This is a genomic window from Paenibacillus sp. J23TS9 (assembly GCF_018403225.1).
In the GTDB taxonomy this organism is placed as follows: Bacteria; Bacillota; Bacilli; order Paenibacillales; family Paenibacillaceae; genus Paenibacillus_AQ.
Genome location: NZ_BOSG01000001.1, coordinates 2,387,831 through 2,411,974, shown reverse-complemented (window position 1 = coordinate 2,411,974; position 24,144 = coordinate 2,387,831). Strand labels below are relative to the sequence as shown.

The 24,144-nt window shown below is 47.4% G+C and carries 22 protein-coding genes; 17 read left to right on the top strand and 5 right to left on the bottom strand.

Annotated features, from left to right (window positions below):
• Positions 1 to 56: 56 nt before the first annotated feature.
• Positions 57 to 1,328: an MFS transporter gene (locus KJS65_RS11265; protein WP_213649904.1), complete on the bottom strand. Its 1,272-nt coding sequence runs from the start codon at positions 1,326 to 1,328 to the stop codon at positions 57 to 59.
• A 190-nt stretch (positions 1,329 to 1,518) separates the two neighbouring features.
• On the opposite strand from KJS65_RS11265, the gene KJS65_RS11260 reads away from it, so the two are divergent.
• The 8 genes from KJS65_RS11260 (at position 1,519) to KJS65_RS11225 (ending at position 6,379) form a co-directional block, all read left to right on the top strand.
• Positions 1,519 to 2,028, top strand: a complete 510-nt coding sequence (locus tag KJS65_RS11260) for a GNAT family N-acetyltransferase (protein WP_213649903.1) — start codon at positions 1,519 to 1,521, stop codon at positions 2,026 to 2,028.
• A gap of 33 nt (positions 2,029 to 2,061) precedes the next feature.
• Positions 2,062 to 2,895: a VanW family protein gene (locus tag KJS65_RS11255; RefSeq protein ID WP_213649902.1), complete on the top strand. Its 834-nt coding sequence runs from the start codon at positions 2,062 to 2,064 to the stop codon at positions 2,893 to 2,895.
• Between the two features lie 67 nt (positions 2,896 to 2,962).
• The gene (locus tag KJS65_RS11250; protein ID WP_213649901.1) at positions 2,963 to 3,409 is read left to right on the top strand and encodes a GNAT family N-acetyltransferase; all 447 of its coding nucleotides are present in this window, start codon (positions 2,963 to 2,965) and stop codon (positions 3,407 to 3,409) included.
• A gap of 57 nt (positions 3,410 to 3,466) precedes the next feature.
• Entirely contained in the window at positions 3,467 to 4,018 is a 552-nt protein-coding gene (locus KJS65_RS11245) for a putative glycolipid-binding domain-containing protein (RefSeq protein WP_213649900.1), read from the top strand.
• Between the two features lie 146 nt (positions 4,019 to 4,164).
• Positions 4,165 to 4,449 (top strand): hypothetical protein, encoded by a 285-nt coding sequence (locus KJS65_RS11240; RefSeq protein ID WP_213649899.1) that lies wholly within the window; start codon positions 4,165 to 4,167, stop codon positions 4,447 to 4,449.
• Between the two features lie 187 nt (positions 4,450 to 4,636).
• On the top strand, positions 4,637 to 5,134 hold the full coding sequence (locus tag KJS65_RS11235; RefSeq protein ID WP_213649898.1) for a hypothetical protein: 498 nt from the start codon (positions 4,637 to 4,639) through the stop codon (positions 5,132 to 5,134).
• A 225-nt stretch (positions 5,135 to 5,359) separates the two neighbouring features.
• Positions 5,360 to 5,851: an 8-oxo-dGTP diphosphatase gene (locus KJS65_RS11230; RefSeq protein ID WP_213649897.1), complete on the top strand. Its 492-nt coding sequence runs from the start codon at positions 5,360 to 5,362 to the stop codon at positions 5,849 to 5,851.
• A 78-nt stretch (positions 5,852 to 5,929) separates the two neighbouring features.
• A complete protein-coding gene (locus KJS65_RS11225; protein WP_213649896.1) occupies positions 5,930 to 6,379 on the top strand; it encodes a GNAT family N-acetyltransferase in 450 nt (149 codons plus the stop codon).
• A 98-nt stretch (positions 6,380 to 6,477) separates the two neighbouring features.
• On the opposite strand, the gene KJS65_RS11220 is transcribed toward KJS65_RS11225, so the two are convergent.
• Both KJS65_RS11220 and KJS65_RS11215 read right to left on the bottom strand, forming a co-directional pair.
• Positions 6,478 to 8,805: a X2-like carbohydrate binding domain-containing protein gene (locus KJS65_RS11220; protein ID WP_213649895.1), complete on the bottom strand. Its 2,328-nt coding sequence runs from the start codon at positions 8,803 to 8,805 to the stop codon at positions 6,478 to 6,480.
• Between the two features lie 111 nt (positions 8,806 to 8,916).
• Positions 8,917 to 9,750: an AraC family transcriptional regulator gene (locus tag KJS65_RS11215; protein ID WP_213649894.1), complete on the bottom strand. Its 834-nt coding sequence runs from the start codon at positions 9,748 to 9,750 to the stop codon at positions 8,917 to 8,919.
• 241 nt (positions 9,751 to 9,991) lie between these two features.
• On the opposite strand from KJS65_RS11215, the gene KJS65_RS11210 reads away from it, so the two are divergent.
• The 5 genes from KJS65_RS11210 to KJS65_RS11190 all read left to right on the top strand — a co-directional run bounded on the left by KJS65_RS11210 (position 9,992) and on the right by KJS65_RS11190 (position 13,411).
• The gene (locus KJS65_RS11210; RefSeq protein ID WP_213649893.1) at positions 9,992 to 10,516 is read left to right on the top strand and encodes a GNAT family N-acetyltransferase; all 525 of its coding nucleotides are present in this window, start codon (positions 9,992 to 9,994) and stop codon (positions 10,514 to 10,516) included.
• A gap of 57 nt (positions 10,517 to 10,573) precedes the next feature.
• Positions 10,574 to 10,909: an SdpI family protein gene (locus KJS65_RS11205; protein ID WP_213649892.1), complete on the top strand. Its 336-nt coding sequence runs from the start codon at positions 10,574 to 10,576 to the stop codon at positions 10,907 to 10,909.
• Positions 10,910 to 11,005: 96 nt separating this feature from the next.
• Positions 11,006 to 11,764: a threonine/serine exporter family protein gene (locus KJS65_RS11200; RefSeq protein WP_244864484.1), complete on the top strand. Its 759-nt coding sequence runs from the start codon at positions 11,006 to 11,008 to the stop codon at positions 11,762 to 11,764.
• Between the two features lie 9 nt (positions 11,765 to 11,773).
• Positions 11,774 to 12,211, top strand: a complete 438-nt coding sequence (locus KJS65_RS11195; RefSeq protein ID WP_213649890.1) for a threonine/serine exporter family protein — start codon at positions 11,774 to 11,776, stop codon at positions 12,209 to 12,211.
• Between the two features lie 54 nt (positions 12,212 to 12,265).
• Positions 12,266 to 13,411 (top strand): glycerate kinase family protein, encoded by a 1,146-nt coding sequence (locus tag KJS65_RS11190; protein ID WP_213649889.1) that lies wholly within the window; start codon positions 12,266 to 12,268, stop codon positions 13,409 to 13,411.
• Positions 13,412 to 13,488: 77 nt separating this feature from the next.
• Here KJS65_RS11190 and KJS65_RS11185 read toward each other — a convergent pair whose 3' ends face one another.
• The gene (locus KJS65_RS11185; protein ID WP_213649888.1) at positions 13,489 to 14,325 is read right to left on the bottom strand and encodes a class I SAM-dependent methyltransferase; all 837 of its coding nucleotides are present in this window, start codon (positions 14,323 to 14,325) and stop codon (positions 13,489 to 13,491) included.
• The gene (pepT, locus tag KJS65_RS11180; protein ID WP_213649887.1) at positions 14,322 to 15,557 is read right to left on the bottom strand and encodes a peptidase T; all 1,236 of its coding nucleotides are present in this window, start codon (positions 15,555 to 15,557) and stop codon (positions 14,322 to 14,324) included. The genes KJS65_RS11185 and pepT overlap by 4 nt, the downstream gene beginning before the upstream one ends.
• 227 nt (positions 15,558 to 15,784) lie before the next feature.
• Here pepT and KJS65_RS11175 point away from each other — a divergent pair, with 227 nt between their 5' ends.
• The 4 genes from KJS65_RS11175 (at position 15,785) to KJS65_RS11160 (ending at position 24,036) form a co-directional block, all read left to right on the top strand.
• Entirely contained in the window at positions 15,785 to 16,123 is a 339-nt protein-coding gene (locus tag KJS65_RS11175) for a hypothetical protein (protein WP_213649886.1), read from the top strand.
• A gap of 93 nt (positions 16,124 to 16,216) precedes the next feature.
• The gene (locus tag KJS65_RS11170) at positions 16,217 to 16,957 is read left to right on the top strand and encodes a MerR family transcriptional regulator (RefSeq protein WP_213649885.1); all 741 of its coding nucleotides are present in this window, start codon (positions 16,217 to 16,219) and stop codon (positions 16,955 to 16,957) included.
• A gap of 115 nt (positions 16,958 to 17,072) precedes the next feature.
• Complete coding sequence (locus tag KJS65_RS11165) at positions 17,073 to 17,702, top strand: pyridoxamine 5'-phosphate oxidase family protein (protein ID WP_213649884.1); 630 nt, start codon at positions 17,073 to 17,075, stop codon at positions 17,700 to 17,702.
• A 214-nt stretch (positions 17,703 to 17,916) separates the two neighbouring features.
• The gene (locus KJS65_RS11160) at positions 17,917 to 24,036 is read left to right on the top strand and encodes an S-layer homology domain-containing protein (RefSeq protein ID WP_213649883.1); all 6,120 of its coding nucleotides are present in this window, start codon (positions 17,917 to 17,919) and stop codon (positions 24,034 to 24,036) included.
• Positions 24,037 to 24,144 lie beyond the last annotated feature (108 nt).

Here is a 24,144-nt window from a genome sequence, read left to right as displayed (position 1 = left end):
TTTTAATGAACGATGTTATTTAGGTCAATATGGGGCTAGGAATGGCGCTAGCATTTTCACATGGATACCGCAGCCTCCGCAGCTGCGGTTTTCCGCTCCTTAAACATAAAATAATAAATCGCTGAAGCGCTGATATAGAGAACGCCGGTCATGCTGAACGTGATTGCATAACCCCAGTAAGTTCCATAAGTCGTTAGCAACAAAGACTGCACAGGTCCCATGGTTGCCCAGCCCATCATAAAAGCGGTCTGCGTCATGGAGTTCGCAATGCCTCTGCGTGCATCGGATACTCTGTCCACCATAATGGAGGACTGGATTGGGTTGGCCGCATTCATCAGGGCCTGACGGAACAGGAAACTGATAGAGGCCATCACGAATAGATTCGTGAAGCCGGTAAGCAGCAGGAACGGCAAAGACATCATCTGGAAGAGTACGACGGCTTTTACAGGTCCTACGCGGCTTGCGAGCGTAGGTCCGATGAGCATCGAAACGATGGTCATCACTTGGCCGAGTGAGATCAGAATGCCTACAGCCGTGAGAGATACGGCGAAACGGTTCGTAAAATACAGGTTAAGATATGGGACAACGAGCCCTGAGCCTGTACCTACAATTAATTGCGCGAGCGTAAACTTCAATATTGCTTTCCAGTCGTCTTTCGCCTGAGCTGGCAGCTTGGCGGGTTCTACAGGAACCACGGCTTCGATCAGAACCTTATCCTTCACCGTTCTCTTTACGAATAAAAGCGGAATGAATGCGAGTACGCTGGCTGCGCCCCCGGCAAAGAGAACGGCCTGCAAACTGTGGATCTTGCTCCAGCCCGCCTGCTGCAGCAGATCCGCTAGGAATCCGCCGCCGCTGCTTCCCAGTACTTGTGCTGCGAGAACAAGTGAAAAATGATAGCTGAACATTTTCAGCCGCTGCTGCTTCGTTGTATTCTCCGCCAGAAACGGTACAGCGATAACCTGAAAGAATGCGGCAAACAAGCCAGCGGCTATTGAGAGTATGATGAGTCCTGATTCTCCGCTGACAAAGGCTCTTCCCATAAAACTGAGACCGGTTAGCAAGGCCCCAAACAAGAGCAGAAGCCGGTGGCTGACGCGGTCCGCTATCAGTCCAATCGGAATAAATATGAGCGCTGTCGCCAAGGACTGTACGCTGACGATGGTTCCGTTCATCGTATCCTGATATCCCAGGGACTGAATGTATAAATTGTAGAGCACCGAAAACATGCCTGTACCGATCTGGTACAGAAGGTTTGCCAGAAAAAAGAGCCGGATATTGCGGCCGAGCTGTTTCCATCCTGATGTTACTGCATGCAGTACATGCATTTTGTCTGATCCTCCGTCATTGTCATAGTTTGTCTCCCCATTGTAGCAAGGGGATCTCCCGGAGGGAAGCAAAAAATGGAAGATGTCCATCCAGAAGGGACAGGAAGGTGGAGCTACTATGAGCAGTGCAACAAATCGGAGCTGCCAGCGTACATAACAAAGAAGAATAAACAGGAAGGGGCAATGTATTTTGAACGAAGAAATCAGAATCTGGGAAGTAGAGTCGATGGAGCCCAAGCTGTTGGAGCAGCTGTCTTCACTATTGATCCATGTGGTTGAAGACGGGGCATCAATCGGCTTTTTGCCGCCGCTTATGGAGCAGGATACCCATGAATACTGGCAGCAGGTGCTGGAGCCCGGCGTCCGGATGTGGGTCGCAATGAGAGGGGAGCAGGTGGCAGGGACCATCCAGCTGCATTTAGCAATGAAAGCTAACGGAGCACATCGTGCTGAAATTGCAAAATTAATGGTATCCCCTGATGTCCGAAGAAGCGGAATTGCCCGCCTGCTGATGCAGACGGCCGAGCAAGCGGCCAAATACGAGAACAGAACGCTGCTTGTTCTGGATACTAGAGCCGGAGATCCATCAAATTTACTCTATCAATCTCTTGGATATATCGAAGCGGGAAGAATACCGCGTTTTGCCCGTTCGGCCAGCGGCCAGCTGGATGATACGATCTATTATTACAAGGAAATTTAAAATTGCCGTCAATTAGGAATGGTGAATATGGATATGTTCAAGAGATTCCTCGTCAAATTACCCTATGCATACACCATGCGAATTCATCAGCTTAGATTAACCCGAAGTCTGCAGAACAAGTTCAAATCCTTTGCGGTCGATCGTTCGGATGTTTCGCTTCCCTTCATCATGAAACGCCATCAATCGCTTCTCCGGAGAAAGCTTGGCGCATCCGATCCAAGACTTCAAGAGAATAAGATCACCAACCTTGGCATTGCCATCAGCAGGATGAACGGCGTGCTGCTTCGGCCGGGTGAAACCTTTTCTTATTGGAAGCTGGTCGGCAAACCTACGAAAAGGAAAGGCTATATTGAAGGCCTTCAGCTATCTCGCGGAGAAGTGAGAACCGGAGTCGGCGGCGGTTTATGCCAATTGGCCAATCTGGTTTATTGGCTGGCTCTGCATTCGCCGCTTGAGGTTGCAGAGCGTCATCATCACAGCTTTGATCCGTTTCCGGATGATCACCGTGTCCTGCCTTTTGGAAGCGGGGCGAGCGTATTTTATAACTATGTGGATCTTCGTTTCTACAATCCGACTTCAGTATCCTTTCAATTCAGCATCTGGCTGACGGAAGAACATCTCAAAGGAACCCTCCACTGTGGCCAGGAATGGCCGTACGCATATCATATCGAAGAAAGAAATCATCAGTTTCATTCCAGAGACGGAAAAAACTTCAGAGAGAATGAAATCTGGCGCAGAGTGGTTGATAAGAGAACGGGGCTGACAGTGATTGAAGAGCTGCTGGTACATAACTTCTCAGAGGTCAAATATGAGATACCTGCAGTTTCGGTTATAGGGCCACAGTTCCACCACCTCAAGATCCGGTGACGATGTAACGGGTTTGCTGTAAAATGTGTGGGATGCCGAATACATAATAAAGGAATGATCGACTGTAATGAATGTATACCAAGCTTCGATCCATGATCTAGAAGATATCGCCGTGTTATTTAATGAGTACCGGATCTTTTATATGCAGGAGTCTGACCTTGAAGGGGCACGGCATTTTTTGTCTGAGCGCTTTGCCCTGAGTGAATCGGTCATTTTTGTCGCAAGGGACCCGAAGACGAGCCAGGCTCTGGGCTTTACCCAGCTGTATCCATCCTTTTCCTCGGTTTCCATGCAGCGGTTGTTCATTCTGAATGATTTGTTCGTCGTAAAGGAGTTCCGCAAACAGGGGGCGGCGCAGCGGCTGCTGGAGGCTGCCCGGAGCTATGCTTCCGTCAACAAGGCCAAAGGCCTTGAGCTATCCACTGCTAAAGACAACATATCTGCCAAATGTCTGTATGAACAATTTGGTTATAAGAAGGATATTGAGTTCGACCATTATTTTCTGCGCCTATAATGCGAAAATTCACTACAAGGCTTTGGCCTGAAAACGAGTTCAACTACGGGAGTGAGCATGATGCAGCATACATTGATCTGGAAACGTGTGGATGGTACGGGAATGGAGTATTGTACCCATACCCTTGGGGAGCGGACAAGAATTGAGGGCAAAGTGATACGTTCCCTGAAGGAGGAAGTATCCTTTGTAGAATACAACGTGATTTGTGACGAGTTGGGAAATACAGAATCCGTGATGATAGATTACATCCAGCACAACTTGGTTCAAACGATGAAATTACAGAAAGACGCGGATCATCGCTGGATGCGTGACGGTATCTATATTCCCGGACTGGACGGTCTTAAGGATATCGATATCGGTGCTACGCCATCAACGAACCTGCTTCCGATTCGCAGAATGCGGCTTGAGGTCGGGAAATCGGAGCAAATGACGGCTGCCTGGGTGCGTTTTCCCGAATTTGATGTGCTGCCGCTTCAACAGGAATATACCCGCTTGGGAGAGGAGTTGTTTGAATACCGCTCAACAAGTGGGTATACCGCCCGGTTACATACGGATGCCGAGGGGATTATCTGCGAGTATGAAGGAGAATGGATTCAGGAAAATAAATAAACCAAGCGAGTCGGCGCTGAAGGAAGATGCTATCTTGTCTATCTACCATTCTCTCAAAATGTGTGTTGATCCTATGACAATCATCGCTTCATTTCATAGATTATGTCATAGAATATACTATCCTTGAGAGAAAGGAGGTGATCGACATGGCGATTTTATTACCAATACAGTTTTTCGATCTGGCAGCCAATGTCGGCAAATCCTACTATGAAAATCTTGCGGGAGGCATTAACGCGGCTGTTACCGTACAGAACAACTCGGAAAATCCTGTGAGCCTGGTGATTACACGCGTGAATGCTCCGGTCATTACGTATTTGATCCCTGCCTTTAACAGTCTCACACTTTCGGTGAATCTATTATTAGTCGCGGCTCTGCTGACGGGTGCGGGCGCAGCCTTCGGCACGATCGAGGTGGCTACGTCGGATTTCTAAATTCGTACTAGGAAGCAAGGAAGTTATAAAATAATAACGGACGGGATTCGATCGGCTGAATCCCGTCCGTTATTTTTTTTTGGAAAAAGGTAAAAAAAGCTGGAAAGAATGATCTTCAGAGGGTATGATATAGTAAATTCTTATATATCCAATGAATTTACTATGAATTAAATGGAGAAGCCTTGTGATGAACAAAAAAAAGCTGGTAATACCGTTCATACTGCTGATCGTTTTGTTGATACCTTTTGGAATCAGTTATTTTTCATTTCAGTCACAACAGATAAGCAATCAAGGGGCAAATGAATTTGCAACACGTTTGCAGGAAGCAGCGGCTCATCATCAACCCTTTAAAATATCTGAATTAACGTCTATTGATTGGGATCAAATTTATGTTTTTCAGCCTTATGTTACGAAGAGCGAGATGGAGGAAGCCACGGGGATATCATGGACCACCAGTCATTCTTATTTTGGATATTTGCTGAACCGGACATTTCTAGGGGAGTATCCGCTTGATGATGATTCTCTTCATAAGCTCGTTTTTATGAAAAATGGCAAAGTTGTATTGGATGTAACGTTAAACCGCTCTACAGCTGATTTTACAGCTTTGAAGGGATTTTGGCGTGATAAGGAAGTTATGCTGAAAACCGGAGAAGACGGCAAACGAGTCGTGGTTTCCGGGCATTAAAAAGTCATATCGCATTTCTGATGGATAAACATGACAAACCGTTCCTGGATGGGACGGTTTTTTTGCGAGATACGAATGGTTCTCTGAGTAGATTCTTCTGAGTTATTAATGATATGGAAGGAAATAGGGAATGATATACTCCCTACAGAAAAATATGCTAGAATGATCAGTGTCCCAACCTGTGGAGTACCAATAAATCAAAGATGAACCAGAGGAGAGAGGCAAATGACACAAGCAACATCAGCACCGGCAATCGAAGTGGCTTTGTACACCATGTGTCTCGTTCAGGATGGAGATAAGGTATTGCTCCTGAACCGTCCCAGTAAACGTGGCTTTCCCGGCTATATCGGCCCCGGAGGTAAAGTGGATTTCCCCGAGAGTCTGACTGAAGGTGCCATCCGCGAAGTGCGCGAAGAGACGGGGCTGATCGTACATGACTTGATCTATAAAGGACTGGATGAGTTCGTTGATCCTTCGACGAACTATAGATATATGGTTTTCAACTATTTGGCTACCTCGTTTGAAGGGGAATTGCTTGAAAATCCGCCTGAAGGCGAACTGAGGTGGGTTCCGATTCAAGAAGCGACCTCATTGCCTATGCAGGATTGGTTCAAGCGCCGTTTTCCGCTCTTTTTTGATGAAGGGACATTCGAAATCTATGAAGTCTACGACATGGAGAACCTAGTAACCTTGAAGGAAAGTGTGAAGAAGCTCTAACAGCGCTAAGAATAACGAACCAGATCATACATCAGGCCTATTTTCAATCTTATAATCGAGAGAAGAGGTCTTTATAAAATGACAAGCGTGTACCTGAAATTGATTACCGATGACAACATGGAAGAATGCTTGCAGCTCAAGCCAAGGGAAGATCAGCGGCGGCTTGTAGCCCCGAATTCCGATTCACTCGAGAAGGCGAAGCGGGAACCATCTTCAAGACCTTATGGGATTTACACTGGCGATACCATGGTTGGATTCGCTTTGTTCGATGAGGAGGTTTATCCTGAGGACGGTTATTTCTGGATTTGCCGGTTCATGATTGATGAACGCTATCAAGGTAAGGGGTATGGCAAAGCTGGACTCGCGGCGGTTCTGGAGCAGCAGAAAAGCCATTCAGATTGTGTCAAAATCCGCATATCCCATGTTCCTGATAATGGAGTCGCTAACCGTTTATATAAAGGCTTCGGATTTGTAGAGACCGGTGAAGTGATCGGCGGGGAAACGGTGCTGGACTATATAATCTTATGAATACGGATTTGCGAGATTTCCTCGATAACCTGAAAAAGCCTCCGGGTTAACCCCGGGGCTTTTTTTGTTCTCTTAAATTATTTATAGCTGAATATTAGCTAGCTTGCGGAAGGGATACCGCGAAGGCTCAAAAAAGCATCATTTCCTTCACTGAACGAAAATACCATCGTATGGTAACCGGTTGGCAAATTGGACAGATATGCTTTGATGAAAACGACGGTCGTTCCCTGAATGACGTAATCCGTCCCCTGGGTTAAAGGTCCCGCTTCATCGCGGATCGAGGTGAGGGTATTGCCATTCAGACTGAGATTTACACTTGACTCATTTACATTCTGCTGGAATTCGATTGAACGGGCGGATAAGCCGGATTGAACAGGAGGCAGTCCTGAGGCTTTTATCCCCATTTCAGCGAATGGTATAGGTTTGAATTCAGGCAAACCGGAGAGGATTTTAGATTGATCATTGATTTGAAAATTCTCTTTTGCTGAGTTGAGCAGCCCGAGTTCGTCCTTTGTATTGAAGGATAAATTATTCTCAAAGGTACCCAGATCCATATTTTGCTGGTCACCGGTTATGGGTCCGCTATTCACGAAAATATTGTTGCGAACAACATTCCGTTTCGGCAGCAGCGGTTCGTCGTTCAGGATATTTGGTAGGGTAGGATATCGTTTACTCCAAATCTCGCTTTGATATGGTACTTGGTCGAACTTGCTCATCAGCGAGGTATAGTTTTTCTCACCGGGCTTATAGTTACGGGCCATGAAAGCAATGGATGTGCCGGAATCGATAACGAGGTTGTTCTCCACAATATTCTCCCTGCCATTGGCCAGCTTGAACGCCTGTTTACCGATATTGTAAAAAACGTTACCGCGCATTTCCACGCCACTCATATAGTCATCGAGATAGATAGCCGCAGTCGATACCCGCAAATCGCTGGCTACGATATCGTGAATATAATTGTAGTTAATGATATTGCCGCGCCAGACAAAGCTTCTTCCTGAGTAGATCGCTGATGCATCGGCGGTTTCCTTCACCACATCGTAGATTTCATTGTACTCAATGACATGATCATTCCCTCTGAACTGGATCGCCAGATGGGGGGCGTTATGCATTTTATTATGAGTCGCACGGTTTCCAACCCCGTTAATCTCCACGGCAGAGGTGTAAGTGAGTTTAATTCTGGCATAGTTGTATATGTCATTATTGTCTGCGTAATTTCCTGCCGGAGTTAAAGTGGCGGCATCACCGCCGTTCAATGAGACGCCTCCGTTCCCCATGCTGTAGATGCTAGAGCCGAATACACCGTTGTGCTGACCTCCGTTAATTTTGACCGCGTAACCGCCCATTTTGCTGATTTCACAGCGGCGGATCAAATTGTTCTCACCTCCGGTCATATCGATCGCATTTCCGCGGCTCACTTCCATAGACAGGTCACTAAATACCATGTTGGATGTATTGTTCATCGTAATCAGGTTCTGATTAAATAAGGATAGTTGAAGCTTCATTCCCTGCAGGGGAGCGGGAGGGTAAAGATACAACAAGCCTGTACTCCGTTCAAGGTACCATTCACCCGGGGCATCCAGCTCCTCGAGAATATTGTAAAAATAGAACCTTTGCCCGTCTTTCATGGCATAGCTGGTTCCCTTATAGCTCTCAATGCGCTTTTGACTGAGATCTAACGATTTGATCTGCAGATCATTGGTGGCCCAATCATTCCCCCAGTAACCCAGCATCCATGTATCATCAATGGTCTTCCAAGAATGAAGCCCGTTTTCGTTATACGTAAACGTGTAGCCTTTACCCGCCGAATCATCCGCCTTTTCGACGACTTGATTGATGGTGGCGAATCCGTTGTCCGGCCAGCGGGCCAGCGTCATTGCATTGCCGTTCACGAATAACTCCGGTGCAACCTCCAGGTTGTTTCCAAGCTTGCCATAGTCTGTGATACCAAGTGCTTTAAGATCCAGCTGCAGCACTTTGCCTCTGGCTTGCTCCGGAATACGGGACAGGGTTTCGGGATTGCTAACCGGCTGAAACCGGGAAGTATCCAGCAAATCGCCGCCTGAAAATATCACCTTTTCACCATCATAGGCTTGATAAGTAATCGGAGAATCGGCTGTTCCGGAATCCTGTTCGTCAAGCTGAAGCGTTTGGGTAAAACGGTATTCGCCGCCTCGAATCATGACCGTTACACCACCGGCAGGGAGCGGTCCCTTGCTTTTCATGACACGTATGGCATCCCTGGCCTTTTCTAACGTCGCAAAAGGCTTGTTCAGCGTGCCCCCGTTCGAATCACTCCCATTTTTTGAGACATACAGCTTCATAGATTGGGCTTGTGCCGACAAGCTGCTCATTGTGAATGGCAGGCTGCTGCACAAGATGACGCATAGTGCCACAAAAAATCTGAAACCGGTTGTTACTCTCATGTTCCCACCCCGCAAATGATAGAGTCCGCTTCATAAGAAGCGGTTCCAATCATAATACAGCGCTTACAATAGGATGAGGAATGAGTTTTGCTAACTTAAATTGTTGTAAAACTAACGTTGTAAAAAATCTTGTCTGTACTCCGAAGGAGATATACCGGCTTTTTTCTTGAAGGCAGCTGAGAAGTAGGAAACATCTTTAAACCCGCTTCTGTACGCGATCTCGCTTACGCTATAATCGGTTGCTCCAAGCATGCGCTGTGCCTGCTCCAGTCTGCGCTCATGGATGTAACGCATCGGCGTTATCCCCAAATGTCGTTTGAACAGCCGGATAAAATAGTTGGGGTGGAAGTGGGCATTGCTTGAGAGCTCCTGAATCGTAAGCTCCTCAGTCAGATGGTTATCGATAAAATGAATCGTTTCCAGCAGCTCGCGGGAGAATACCGGTGCCTCACTGGCTCTGCTGTCCAGGGCAGCATGATCGATAAACAAGGCGATGATGGACAAAAGTGCGGATTGGATTTTGATGGACGTTGCCGGACCGGGCTTGGCGCTGCATTCCGTGAGCTGCTGGAAGTACTTCAGAAGTTCTGGTGAGTTTCCAGGTCGAACCACGTTTGAAATGCCGAAGAGTTGAAATAGCCTCATGAAATCAAGATTGGATTTGAAATGGCACCAGTACTTGGTATAAGGGATACCGTCAGTTACCGAATAGGATTGCTCCGTACCTCCGGGAATGAAGACAAGCTCGCCTGGCTTAGGCCTAAGCTGTTCTCTTCCGACCTGAATCCATCCTTCCCCTTCGGAAATATAGTAAAGCTTGTCATAGCAGGGAACAAAGCGGTATCTTCGCCACTGCGGACCGCAAATGGAATGCTTGGCTAACAGCAGCTTTACGCGCAAACGTGATAACTGGTCATTTATAAGATGCTTTTCGACATGATCCATCTCCCATTCTCCTTTTTATTTTCGTTTGCTCCGGCTAAGAGCTGTTATTCACTAAACACCACCTCCGTTTGATCCTTGGACACTGTTTCAAATATTCGATTCGCTCATCCCAAAACCTTCTAAACCAAAGGAAGTCAATAAGCGGGATATTAACTCTTGATTTTCCTGCCAGGGAAAACTATAGTCGAACATAATAAGCTTTCATGGGATGGCTGGCACATGCAGGAGAGGAACTGATGTCATGGGACAATGGATCATTAGACAGGCGGAAGAGAAGGATATTTACGGATTAGCGAAGGTGCATTTGGATAGCTGGTTAACGACGTACCGCGGTATTGTACCGGATACTTATCTGGACGGTCTGAAGCTGGAATCACGGATTGAATTGTGGACCAGGGTATTAGAACCTGCCAATAAAACAATGACCTTTGTGCTGGAGAATTCATCTGGTGAGGTGGTTGGCTTTATTAATGGAGGATTGAGCCGGGAAACAGAACTGGATATTGATGCCGAGGTTTATTCGCTTTACCTTTTAAAAGAAGCCCATGGAAAGGGCCATGGCCGCGAACTCATGAATCGCTTGACGATTTACTTCCGTGAACAAGGATATCATTCCATGCTGGTATGGGTGTTTGAGGATAATCCTGCGGTACAGTTTTATAAAAAAATGGGCGGAGAGTTTCTGATGCAGGATGAGCTGCAAATCGGCGGGGAATCTGTATCGGAGTTATGTCTGGAATGGAGAAACATAGCGGTATCAGCATGAGGTTTTACATGCGGCCATGAGATAAATCCGTTAATGGATAAGGAGCGGTGACTTAAGATGGATATCGGTAATCTTATTTTAGGTTTTCTGATCGGTGTGATTTATTTCGTGCTTGGCGTTGCGATGAGAATAAAGCCTTCCCATGAAGGGAAAGGACGGTATGGTTACAGATCATCGCAATCGATGAAAAATGAACGTTTCTGGAATCAGGGTAACAGCTATAGCGCCAATCTGATGATGCTGATGGGGATCATCTTGATTTTAATCAGTGTCATAAGCAGTTTGTGGATTCAGGGTGTCGCTGGTTTTTTTGTCATTGTGGCTGCAGTTGTCCTATTGGCAGCGCTCATGATTGTACTCGTTGAGGGGCGTTTGAAGAAAAACCAGGAATGATCGTGGGTTGAGCCTGTCTCTATGGTTTTAATCGGAAAAGGGATTATACTGTATATAATTCGACATCATAGTGGGCATAGGCGAAAGGAGAAGGCTTTGGAAGATTCATTACAGAAAGAACGGGAAATTATGAAGGTTTGTCTGCTGGCGGGACAAATTATGCTGCAAAGTGGTGCAGAAACCTACCGGGTAGAGGATACAATGATGAGGATTGCTTCTTCTTACGGCATTGACCACACACACAGCTATATGACCCCCACGGGGATTATTTTCTCCCTTGAGGATCCGCAGCCCATGACAAGGCTTAACCGGATTACGGAGCGGACAACCAATTTACATAAGATTGATCAGGTGAACAGCCTTTCCCGCCGGATTAGCACGGGTGAATTATCGATTGATGAGGCATATCAAGAGCTTCAGGAAATTGATCGCACCCAGGCCATATACCCGCTGTGGCTGAACGTGCTCATGGCTGCGGTGGCTAGCGGATGCTTCCTGATCATGTTCCGCGGCACCTGGTCTGACTTCATACCGGCAATGCTGGCAGGCGGAATCGGCTATTACTGCTCGGTGCTTTTGCATCGTCTAGTGCCGGTTAAATTTTTCGCTGAATTTTCAGGGGCGCTGATGATTGGTTTAAGTTCTATTTTCTTTGTTAAATACGGATTTGGGCAGGCTCGTGACATCATCATTATCAGTTCTGTCATGCCGCTCGTTCCCGGACTGCTCATCACGAATGCGATCCGGGATCTCATGGCGGGACATCTGGTCTCCGGCTTGTCCAAGGGAGCGGAAGCTTTTATCACATCCTTTGCCATTGGCGCGGGCATCGCGTTCATGCTGTCGTTTCAATAGGGGGACTTTATGTACATTGAACAGATCGTAACCAGTTTTATTGCTTCTGCCGCATTTGGCATGATTTTTAATTGTCCGAAAAAGGCACTCATCCAGTGCGGACTGGCAGGAATGGTAGGCTGGGTGCTGTATATCTGGCTGCAGGATATCGGAGTTCAGCGGTTGACTGCGACAGTGGTTGCCGCCTATTGTGTCACGATGATCAGCTATATTTTCGCGAAAACTTATCGTACGCCTATCATCGTATTCAGTGTCTCGGGTATTATCCCGCTTGTTCCGGGGGGATTGGCCTACGACGCTATGCGGAATGCTGTGGAAAATCAGTATAATGAGGCAGTACAATCCGGTGCAGAGGCTTTTATGATGTCGGGGGCTATTGCGCTCGGGCTGCTGCTGTCAGAGGTGACCAATCAGGTTATTCGGAAAATGCGGACTTCCAAGTTATAGTGAATAATCAGTTAGATCTAACCATAAAGGAAGTACATGTGAGGAGGAATCCGTATGAATAAAGAGATGGTTATTGTGCTCGCTCCGGATTCCTTTAAGGAGAGCATGACAGCCAAGCAGGCCTGTGAAGCGATGGAACGTGGGATTCGCAAGGCGAATCCATCGGTCCGATGCGTTCATGTCCCGATGGCTGACGGCGGGGAAGGAACGATGCAGTCACTGGTGGATGCGACAGGCGGAATCATTCATTCGCACATGGTCAAGGGACCATTAGGCAATCAAGTAGAAGCATTTTACGGAATTACCGGTGACGGGAAGACCGCTGTTCTGGAGATGGCAAGTGCAAGCGGTATCGGTCTCGTGCCCGTATCCGAGCGTAATCCCATGCTGGCCTCGACCTATGGAACGGGACAATTGATACATGCGGCATTGGATCACGGCGTGGGCAAGCTCTTGATTGGTATTGGCGGCAGTGCTACCAATGATGGCGGTGCCGGAGCGATTCAGGCATTGGGCGGTAGGCTGCTAAATGAAGACGGCAAGGAACTTGGACCTGGCGGTGGCGAGCTAGGGAAATTATCCAGCATTGACTTGTGTGGTTTAGATCCGAGAATCGCAAACGTCCAGATTGAAATAGCGTGTGATGTCACCAATCCTCTCTGCGGACCTGAGGGATCATCACAAGTGTTTGGGCCACAAAAAGGTGCCACACCGGAGATGATAGCGGAGCTGGATGCCAATTTACTGCACTATGCGGATGTGATCAAATCCCAGCTGAACAAGGATATTGCGAATGTCCCGGGCGCAGGCGCCGCCGGGGGGCTGGGTGCAGGGTTGATGGTGTTTTTGAACGGTGTTCTTAAAAAAGGGATCGACCTGGTCATCGAATATTCGGGTCTTGAAGAGAAGGCGAAGCAAGCTGATATGGTGTGGACAGGGGAAGGGAGTATTGACTATCAAACTCAATTCGGTAAGACACCTCTCGGCGTAGCCATGATAGCGCAAAAGCTGAATAAACCGGTTATCGCATTTGCCGGCCGGATCGGGGATGGGATTGAAACATTGTATGGACAGGGGTTTGATGCCATTTTTGGTATTATGCCTGGAGTTTCAACGCTTGAGGAAGCACTGCAGCAGGGGCCTACAAATATGGAACGGGCTTCGGAGAATGTGATGCGGTTAATGATGGCAATGAAGTAGCATTTTTTTGGATCTTCTCAAAGGATATTTGAAATAAAATGGCGGGACAAGGTATCATATCCTTGTCCCGCTTCTTTTTATTTGATCCCGATTCTCATCCTGTAGCTGAACAGCACTTCAAGCTTACGGTCCTGGAAATGCTCCTTAACCAGCTCTTTGAACCGATGAATTTCTTCGTCAAGATCGGGTAACCCAAGCTTCAACACGGACTGGATACCTCCTTGGCTTAGCGCAAGACCGATGTATCGTTCTCCGTCACAAAGCTCCCGGTTATGAAAAACGATTTCCCGAGCATAGCGGAAAGATCCGCTGTGAAGGATGTTGGACAGATGCGATTCCTTGTTCCGTTTCAGAGCTTGATCCTGTTGATCCTGACGCTCTTGGAGCAGCTTGTCAGCATTGCCGAGAAGCTCTACATAAGCTTTCTCGGACTGCCATGAAGCGGTTGGCGGCCAATCGCAGTCATATGCGGCGAAGACGCCACCCGGCCTCAGAACTCGGGCCACCTCGGCCAGTGTACTGACCGGCTCCATCCAGTGGAAGGATTGGGAACAGGTAATCAAATCAGCGGCTCCATCCGGAAATTCAAGCTGGTTGGAATAACCGCTCATGAAGCGGATGCTGCCATCAGCTTCTTGAAGATGCAGCGAGTTCAGCTTGGCTTCGGCTTTACCACGCATATCGTCATTAGGCTCCACACCAACGATGTTGTGCGCATGGTTCCCCCAGATAAATGTGGAAAGGCCAGTGCCGCAGCCGATATCCAGGACCAGGCCAGGTTTCTGCTGGAGATAGCCAGTCAGAATATTTACAACTTCTTGTGGTGCACTGGGCCGGTACCGGTCATAGGTATCCTCATAGCCGGAGAAGCGCTCAATATTGCTTTGGCGGTTGCCCTCAGGGAGATTGTTCATGCGCCGCGCTGCTCAAAGCGTTGAACGATTTCCACGATGACCTGCACCGACTTCAGCATATTATCCACCGAAATGTATTCAAATTTACCGTGGTAGTTCTCGCCCCCAGTAAAGATGTTAGGTGTTGGCAGGCCCATATAGGAGAGCTGTGAACCATCTGTGCCGCCGCGGATCGGCTTGACGATCGGCTTGATTCCCAGGCTTTCCATGGCAGCATACGCGATATCTACAATTTCTTTCACAGGCTCGATTTTTTCTTTCATATTATAATATTGGTCACGCATCTCCAGCACAATCCGCTCTTCTCCGTATTTGGCCTGGAGCTCCTGTACGATACGTTTCATGTTTTGCTTCTTGTTCTCGAATTCCGCTTTATCAAAATCACGGATGATATATTCCATTCTTGTGCGTTCAGTGTCACCATTTTGGCTCATGAGGTGGTAGAAACCATCATAACCATCCGTATGCTCAGGTGCCTGCTCAGCTGGAAGCATGCCGTTCAGCTCCATGGCGATTTTAACGGAATTGACCATTTTGTTTTTAGCTGTACCGGGATGGACATTCGTGCCGTTAATCGTAATGCTGGCTTTGGCTGCGTTGAAGCTTTCATATTCCAGTTCCCCAAGAGGCCCTCCGTCCATGGTGTAAGCGAAGGTGGCATCGAATGCTTTTACATCAAATTTCTCAGGGCCTCTGCCGATTTCTTCATCGGGAGTAAATGCCACACGGATTTTTCCATGTTTAATTTCCGGATGAGCAATCAGGTAGGCCATGGCTGTCATGATTTCGGCGATGCCGGCTTTGTCATCGGCTCCAAGCAGCGTGGTTCCGTCGGTCGTAATCAGCGTATGGCCTTTATATTCAGGCAGCTCGGGGAATTGCTTGGGAGACAGCACAACCTTGAGTCCGGAATTAAGGACAAGGTCACCGCCATCATAATTTTCCACGATTTGCGGGTTAACTCCTGCTCCCGTGAAGTCCGTAGCGGTGTCCACATGGGCAAGGAAGCCGATGGTTGGCACATCTCGGTCTGTATTAGACGGCAGTGTTGCCATGACATAACCGTTTTCATCCATGGTGACTTCCTGCATGCCGATCACGTTAAGCTCTTCAACCAGCTTTCGTGCCAGTGTTAACTGGCCCGGTGTAGAAGGACATGAGGGACTGTCCTCATTCGATTGTGTTTCAATTCTGGCATAGGAAATAAAGCGATCCATGATTTCCTGTTTCATATTCGTTCAGCTCCCTTTCGTATTTTACTAATCATATGTACACTGCGGTTTGATTTCTATGATATCACGGACAGAACATAAAATCACAGGGAGGCTGCTATCAGGCAGGAAATGGTATAATCAGGGATATTTCTTTTAAAACATCAGCAGGATATACGACGTTTATTACATAAGTGGATGGTTTCAACAGGATGAAAACACTGAAAATGTACAGGAGGTATGAACTTATGAACCGAAGAGGTGCAGGTGTTGCTTTTGTCGCAATTGCGGCATTTTTATTTGGAATCAGGTATTTAACAGCTGTGATGCTGCTTCCCGCGAATAGTGGATGGAGCTGGGACTATTATCATGAGATATTGGCCAAATCAGGCGGTCCCTTGTTGACGCTCAGTATTTTATCGCTGGTTGTTGGTATTATTTATTTAGTGCTTGCTGATTTCAAAAAGTCATTACTAAAGTATTCGGACCAGGTAAAAGAAAACTGGAATCAAGAACAAGAGAAGACCAGGGAGTGGGATGAGAGTCTACATTCGCCGTCTAGCAAAGATGATAAGCCTTCGTTATAAGCTTCTTTGATTTAGTGAAAAGTTTAAGGAATTGACTGTTGACTCTCACGTTACGTCATTCTCTATAGTGAAGTTGAAAGGAGGAGAGCATCCATGATGGTTAAGGAAGTCGCGGAGCTTGCTGGAATCAGCGTACGTACGCTTCATCACTACGATGAGATCGGCCTGCTGTGTCCTAGCCAGACGACAGAAGCCGGTTACCGGATTTATTCGGATGAGGATTTGACGCTGCTGCAGCAGATTCTATTCTTCCGGGAACTGGATTTCCCACTGAAGCAAATTCGTGAAATCGTCAGCCGACCGGATTTTAAAAGGCAGGAAGTGATGGAGCTTCACCATAAGCTGCTGCTGGAAAAGCGCGTCCGGCTGGAGCGGATGATCGAAACCTTGGAGAAGACGATGAAGCATGAAAAAGGAGAGATCAGAATGACGAACCAGGACAAATTCGCTGGCTTTGATTTTAGCAGCAACCCCTATGAACAGGAAGCCAGAGAACGTTGGGGGGACAAAGCAGTGGACGATTCCAATGATAGATTGAACAAGATGTCCAAAAAAGAACAAGGGCAGCTGGGAGAAGAGATGAATGCTATTTATCGGAAGCTTGCGCAGCTCCGGCATGGTTCTCCGGCTTCGGATGAGGCGCAGCAAGCGACAGGCGAGTGGTTTCAAATGCTGAACCGGATGGGGAATTATTCACTTGAAGCCTTTAAAGGGTTGGGTCAAATGTATGTGGATGATAAGCGTTTTACACGGAATATTGATCAGTTCGGAGAAGGTCTCGCTGCATTCATGCGCGATGCCATGGCCGAATATGCGGACAGCCGCAGAGTCTAATCTCTGCGGCTGACCAAAAAAGCCGAAGCTCTTTCCTCAGAGCTCCGGCTTTTTTCCGAAATGATGATTTTCTTAATAGGCACGTACTATAATGGTGATGGAGGTGGATTACCAAATGAGTGTATTTAAGGATATCATACAATCTGAAGAGGAATTGGAGCAGCTAGCTGGCAAACCGGGGGAGCTGGCCAACAATAAAGTTATCGCTGCTTTGGATCATAACTGCCGGCAGTTTATAGCCCTGTCGCCTTTGGTCTTTATTTCAACGAGCGGTGCAGGCGGTGAATGCGATTGTTCTCCACGTGGCGATGCCCCAGGTTTTGCGTACATATTGGATGATCAGCATCTCATACTTCCGGAACGTCCGGGCAACCGTAGATATGATTCGCTCCGCAATCTTCTCATCAATCCGCATATTGGTCTCATTTTCGTCATCCCGGGCCTGGAAGAGACGCTGCGAATCAATGGGAGAGGATATGTGATCCGTGATAAGGATCTGATGGAGCGAATGTCCGCACAAGGAAAAGTACCTGCTGCGGGTATTGGTATAGAAGTTGAGGAATGTTACATTCACTGTGCCAAGGCATTGAAAAGATCCAAGTTGTGGCAGCCGGATAGCTGGCCTTCCAGAGAATCGCTTCCGGATCCCGCCTCCATCATCGCGGAACATGCCGGCAGACTCCGTCTTTCCACCCGCGAAGTAAGGGCGTCATTGACAGAGAGTTATGAAAAGCGGCTTTATTAATACAAGAGAATATCATTCCGGACGGTTATCTGACAAGGTAACCGTCTTTTTTTGTCAGAAATCTCAAGCTATCATTCGCCTGTCCATTATTTAATGCTATTAATGATATTAACTATCCGTTTACCCTGCGCTAATATTCAGCGAACACATCCTATATACAATGGGTAAGAAATGTCAAAAATCCAATGTACTTGTAAAGGAGATGTAAGCTGCATTGAACAGGACAAACAGAATCAAACGGAGTGTGTCGATCGTCATGCTGAGCAGCATGATGCTTACGGCCGGAACTCCCTCTCTTCTCATCTCAAAGGTTCACGCGGAGTCGCCTCCGGCAACAACTACGATGGAGAAAGAGCAAGAGACAACGACGGGCAAAGAGCCAAGCGGCATTCGGCTGCAGCATACGCCCGTAGAGTGGATCCCGGAGCAGAAGAACTATTCGGTCACAGCAGGCGTGTATAGTGATGGACAAGCATGGACCGGGCAAATCCGCTACTCGGTGGATGGAAAGGAACAACCTCCTGTCACGCTGAAACCTGAAGCACAGCAGTTGGATACATATGCAGGAGAAATCCCGGGTGAGTTGTTGATCGGCCGTGAGCTGAACTACACGATCGAGATTCTGGATTCAGAATCAAAGGTTATCGAGTCTGCATCCTATTCAACTGCGATCCGAGAGGAAGTGCCGCAATCTTTATTATCCGCCGAATCACCTGCGCCTGCATTGCTGATTACCGAGATGGTACCAGATACGTCTGATCTGCCTGATACCAATACAGACGCATTTGAATTCGTAGAGGTGTACAATAACACCGACCAGGATCTGAATTTCAAGGACTATTCCTTCTTTTATAACAACAAGGATCCGTGGACACCCGAAGGGGGAGCGGATATCATCATTCCTGCCCGGCAGCCCGTGGTGTTCTGGATAATGAACGGAAAGAACAATGAGGAAACGGAGGAGCATTTCAACCAGAATTTCGGGAGCAATCTGATTAAAGGTGTGAACCTGTTTCGTATTCAGGGCGGAGGAGGCATGGCTAACGGCAGTGCCAGAACCCTGACAATTAGGGGCAAAAACAACGAGCCTGTCATAACAGCCTCTTATGAGCCCGCACATGTTAAAACCAATATGGGAATCTTTTTCAAGCATCCTGCAGCTGGCAGTAGCATAATGAGTGTTATGGATTCCTCTGGAAAGCAGCCGGCAACCCCTGGAACTATCGATCCTGACCAGGCTGTTCCGTTGGTTGTTGAAGCAGGGAACCAAACCGTAATCAATCATACAGCTGCTGCTTCCATAGATGTAAAGGATCTTGAGATTAAGGCGCGGGTGGTTAATCCGGGTACAAATGCAGATGGCTCGAAAATGCCTGTGAAGCTGCTATATAAGACACCATCCCAATCCAGATACAACGTCACAACGATGACGGATTCCGGAAATACAGGTGATTACACCGCCACAATTCCGGCAGCCGCACTGATTGAACCGACGCTTCAATACCGGATTCAGGCGGGGCAGCTGGACAAGCCGTTTACTTCTCAGGTGAACATGGAATCTTTTGATTCATCCAAAGCACCCGTACTGCTCATAACCGAATTGGTTCCGAATACGACGAATGTACCAACGACTTCATCGGATGCTTATGAGTTTATCGAGGTGTACAACAATTCGGATCAGCCGGTATCATTCAAAAATTATAAGATCTATTACCGTTATCCGGACAAAGGCACTGGAGCGGATGTTGAATGGCCTTCCACCAAAACGGATTTTGTTATTCCTTCGAAACAGTCCGTTGTCTTCTGGGTGAAGAACACTGCCAATACAGCCTATAAGGCAGATGATTTTAATAGCTTTTATAAAACGAATCTGGTTCCGGATGAAACGCTCCAGACCATTCAAAGCGATGGGATGGCAAACTCCGGCAGACGCGCTGTCGTCATCAAAACGAATACAGGCAAAGAAATCTCTTCAGCTTATTATGATGCAGATCTGCTATACGAAGGCGGCACCAATGGTGACGAAACCAAAGAGGACAAGGCTATCGGGTACAGCTATCCGCGTAACGGAAGCACGGTTATGATTAAAGCCGGTTCAGGCATCGAAGCACCATCACCGGGTTCTGTTACTTCTGCTCAGGTCCCTGCCGATCCGGTTCATGTTATTGTCGACAGTATCCCTCCTACCATTCAGGATCTGACGGGTATAACGGAAGTGGAGCAGTCGAAAGGACTCGAGCTAAAAGCAGATGCAAAGGACGATCATGAGATTACCTCCGTGGAAGTCTATGTCCGTTCAGACAAACAGACTGAATTCACCGGGCATCCGTTGAAGGAAGATTTCAATGACATGATGTACCATTACAAGCTTTCTTCTGCCGAGTTAATCGGACGCAAATATATTGAATATTATTACGTGGTTTCTGATGGTGCGAACGAAACGCAATCGAAGCCTGTTAAAGTGGCTGTTACCGGAGGCTTAAACGATGCTCCGCTGCGTCTGAATGTGAAGGACAAGGAGATTCTAAAAGGTAAGTATACGATTAAAGGGACCTCTGAAGCAGCGGGAACAGCTGGAATCAGCTTAAGTCTTGACGGGAAAAGGCTGCCGGATGCCAATACCTTTGCCGGTCTTGAAAATGATGCTTATTTCGTCTTTGACGCCATCAATGTGGACTATTATTTTAAAAATGCTGTAACGATGGGACCTCCGGAGCTGGAGGACAAGTCGATTTTGTATACGTTTATGGATCCGATAACGACATATACGACACTCTCCTTTCCAATCCGTTCTGAACGATTGACCCAAGGAGATAACATCATTTACATTCGGGCAGGTTCGAAAACATCGCCTTTCGATAAACGTCCGGAAGAGAATAAGGATGATTTTGAAATTAAAAATGTGAGATTGCTGCTCGCGGATGGTACGGAAATTTGGGACCCTGCCTATGCTGAGAAAGAAAAGCAAATCAAGATGGGCGATTCCGCTGGTAAAAGCGAATTTATAGGATTCCACTTTGACCTGAAGCAGGAGCATTTGAAAGCTAAATCTTATGCTTGGGATACTACTTTGGTGCAGGATGGGCCGCATCAAGTAAGCATCTCTGATGGTACCGGGCAGATCAGCTCCAATGTCATCGTTGACAACACGCCGCCCGTGATAAAGCCAACCGTTGAGGAAGGTAAAGAGTATCGCGGAGAGTTTGATATTGATGCGGACATCAAGGATGTATATGCGGGACTGGACAACATTACGGTGAAGTTGGATGACAAGCCGATTCAGCTGCCCTATAAGACATCATCCGGCCGAATGATGGGCGGAGCCCATAAGCTGTATATCCAGGCAGAGGATAAAGCCGGAAACATTTCCGAAAAGACAGTGAATTTTAATGTGCCGGACGAAAACCCGCTTCCTCCGCAGTTGATCAGTCCGAAGCAGGGACAGACCGATGTGGGAGCCAACGCGAATTTAACGGTGAAGGTACAGGACCCTAATCAGGATCCAATGAAGGTTACCTTTTACAAAGGGTATAAATATGATGGAAATCGTGCGGAGGGCTTTACCGGGTATACCAACACATCGGTGACGGAGCCTCCGAAGGAGATGACACCTGCCGGAGAAAAGGCGCTCACTAAAGAGGATTACGAGAAAATCAGCGTTGAAGACGGTAAGTATCTCGTCAATGATTCTGTTGAACAGTTTCCATACCAGCGCTTTGAAGTAAAGCTCGATCCTTCCGTGAAGAGCACCGATAGGGTAGAGGTGAACTGGAAGGGCAAATCTCTGGAAGGCCGGAAAGTAAGCCTGTATGCCTGGAGCCAGACGAAAAAGCAGTGGGAACAGTTGGATCATGTCATCGCGGGCGCGGATGATTTTGAACTGAAAGCTGTAGTCAAAGCCGGCGATTATATGAACGGTGAAGTCATTGATGTGATGGTTCAGGATGAGATTGCAGTTCTGGCGGCGGATAGCGGCAGCAAGCCGACACCGGAATCGCAGGACCCCTATGATTTTTCTTTTATCTGGATGTCTGATACGCAGTACTATTCCCAGAGCTATCCACAGATCTACCAAAATATCGTAAAATGGGTCGTGGATCAGAAGGAAAAGATGAACATCAAGTATGTCATCCATACCGGAGATGTCGTCGATAAATCCTATCAGGAATATCAATGGCTCGAAGCCGACAAGGATATGAAGGTTCTGGAGAATGCCAATATTCCTTATGGTGTGCTGGCAGGCAATCATGATGTCGATCACCAGAATAATGATTATACCAAGTTCAAGGAGTATTTCGGCGAGGAGCGCTTTAAAAATAACCAGGTGTTCGGCGGATCGTATGATAATAACCGCGGTCATTATGACCTGGTTTCTTCGAACGGAAATGATTTTGTAATCGTCTATATGGGTTGGGGACTCGGCGATAAGGAAATCGACTGGATGAACGAGATCGTGGCTAAGTATCCGGAGCGTAAAGCGATTCTCTGTCTGCATGAATACTTACTTGTATCGAATAACCGGGCTCCGATTGCCGATCAGATTTTTGAGAAGGTCATCAAGCCGAATAAAAATGTCATCGCTGCATTGTCCGGACATTATCATGATGCAGAGCTGAAGGTTGATCAGCTGGACGACAACGGGGACGGGATCCCCGACCGGAATGTATATCAAATGCTGGCTGATTATCAGGGAGCAGCAGAGGGCGGGCTTGGATATATCCGTCTTATGCAGTTCGATATGAAAAATAACAAGCTCCACATCAAAACGTATTCTCCTTATTTGGATGATTATAATTACTATGATCCTGAAACGGAAAAGGGAAAAGACGAGTTTAGTCTGGATCTTGGTCTGGAGCCGACAACGAAGCGAGTGGCAACGGATTATATTGGTGTAAGAGTATACACAGATCAGCAAATTGGGTTCCAGTCCAATGTGAAGAGCGGCACGGAAGCCTCAGCTACTTGGAACGGCCTGACTCCAAACGGTTATGATCAATGGTATGTGAAAGCCGAAGATGAATACAGCGGCAGCATTTTATCAGATATTTGGGGCTTCTATACCGGTAAGCAAACCGGTGAAATACATCCTGAGGTTCCGGGGGGCGGTGAAAGCAGCGGCGGTGGTAGTGGAGTGGTGACTCCAGAAACGCCAACAGTACCTGTGAAGCCTTCACCTGAAACCGGGGATGGAGGAATGACGCTGCAGCTATCAGCAGAGGGGGCTTATCGAGCGGATGCCAAGGCTCTCGATAAAGCCATAACAAGCACAAGCAATGGTAAGGTGGTTATACATTTAACGGGGAAGAATGAACAAACAGGAGAATCTGCAGTATATCTTCCTGCAGCATCGTTGAAAAAGGCAAAGGACAGCCAGCTGTCTCTCATTATCGTGGCAACGGGTCTTACCGTTACAGTGCCACCGGCTGCATTGCCGGATTCTTTGGATGAAGCGGACCAGCTGCTGCTTCGGATTGCCACCTCGATGAATGAAAGCATCAAACAAATGATGAGCAGCAGTATTGGCACTTCGAAGGAATATTCGCATGGTGGTCTCGTATATACGCTGCGCATGGCACAGGTCAAAGGGCAAAATGAAACGCCGGTGACTGTTTTTGGAGGCCAGGTAACATTAGAAAGAAGTCTCACAGCTGAGCAGCAAAAGCAGCTTCAAACAGATTATGCCGGTGTATATCTGCTGCAAGGGGGGAAGCCAGTGTACAAGGGTGGCAGCTTTGGTAGCAGCACGGTGACTTTCACAGCAGACCAGCCTGGCTCCTACGCAGTCCTTGAGTACCACAAACAGTTCAAGGATGTGCAGGGCTCCTGGGCGGAAGAATTCATTACCAAGCTCGCGGCCAAACATGTAATCCAAGGCATGACTGAAGAACAATTTGGACCCGGTAAAAATGTAACACGTGCTGACTTCGTAACCTTGGCAATGCGCGCGGCCAGCGCAGAGTTGACCTCGGTCAGTCAGGAATTTAAGGATGTGCCTGCCGAAGCTTATTATGCCGCTGCGGTTGCACAGGCAGCGAAGCTTGGTATTATCCAAGGCAGTGATGGCAAGTTCCGGCCACAAGACACAATCAGCCGCGAGGAAGCAGCTGTCATTATGATGAAAGTAAGCGATGTTCTGAATGGTAAGGAGCGGACAGGCTCTGTGAGCACGGGCTTTACGGACATGAACCAAGTGGCTTCCTGGGCAAAAGAAGCGGTAGAGCGTGCGAACAAGCTCGGTCTCATGAATGGTAAAGGCAATCACCGATTTGATCCGAAGGGGAAAGTAACCCGGGCGGAAATTGCCAAAATGATGTATAGCTTGATCAACAGCTAAATAAGTAAAAGGCCGGGTGTTATCACCCGGCCTTTCTGCATTCCTGCACCTTTAATCCGTGTTATACTATCTTTTGTAAAAGATTCCCTGAGTCATATCACTGTTACA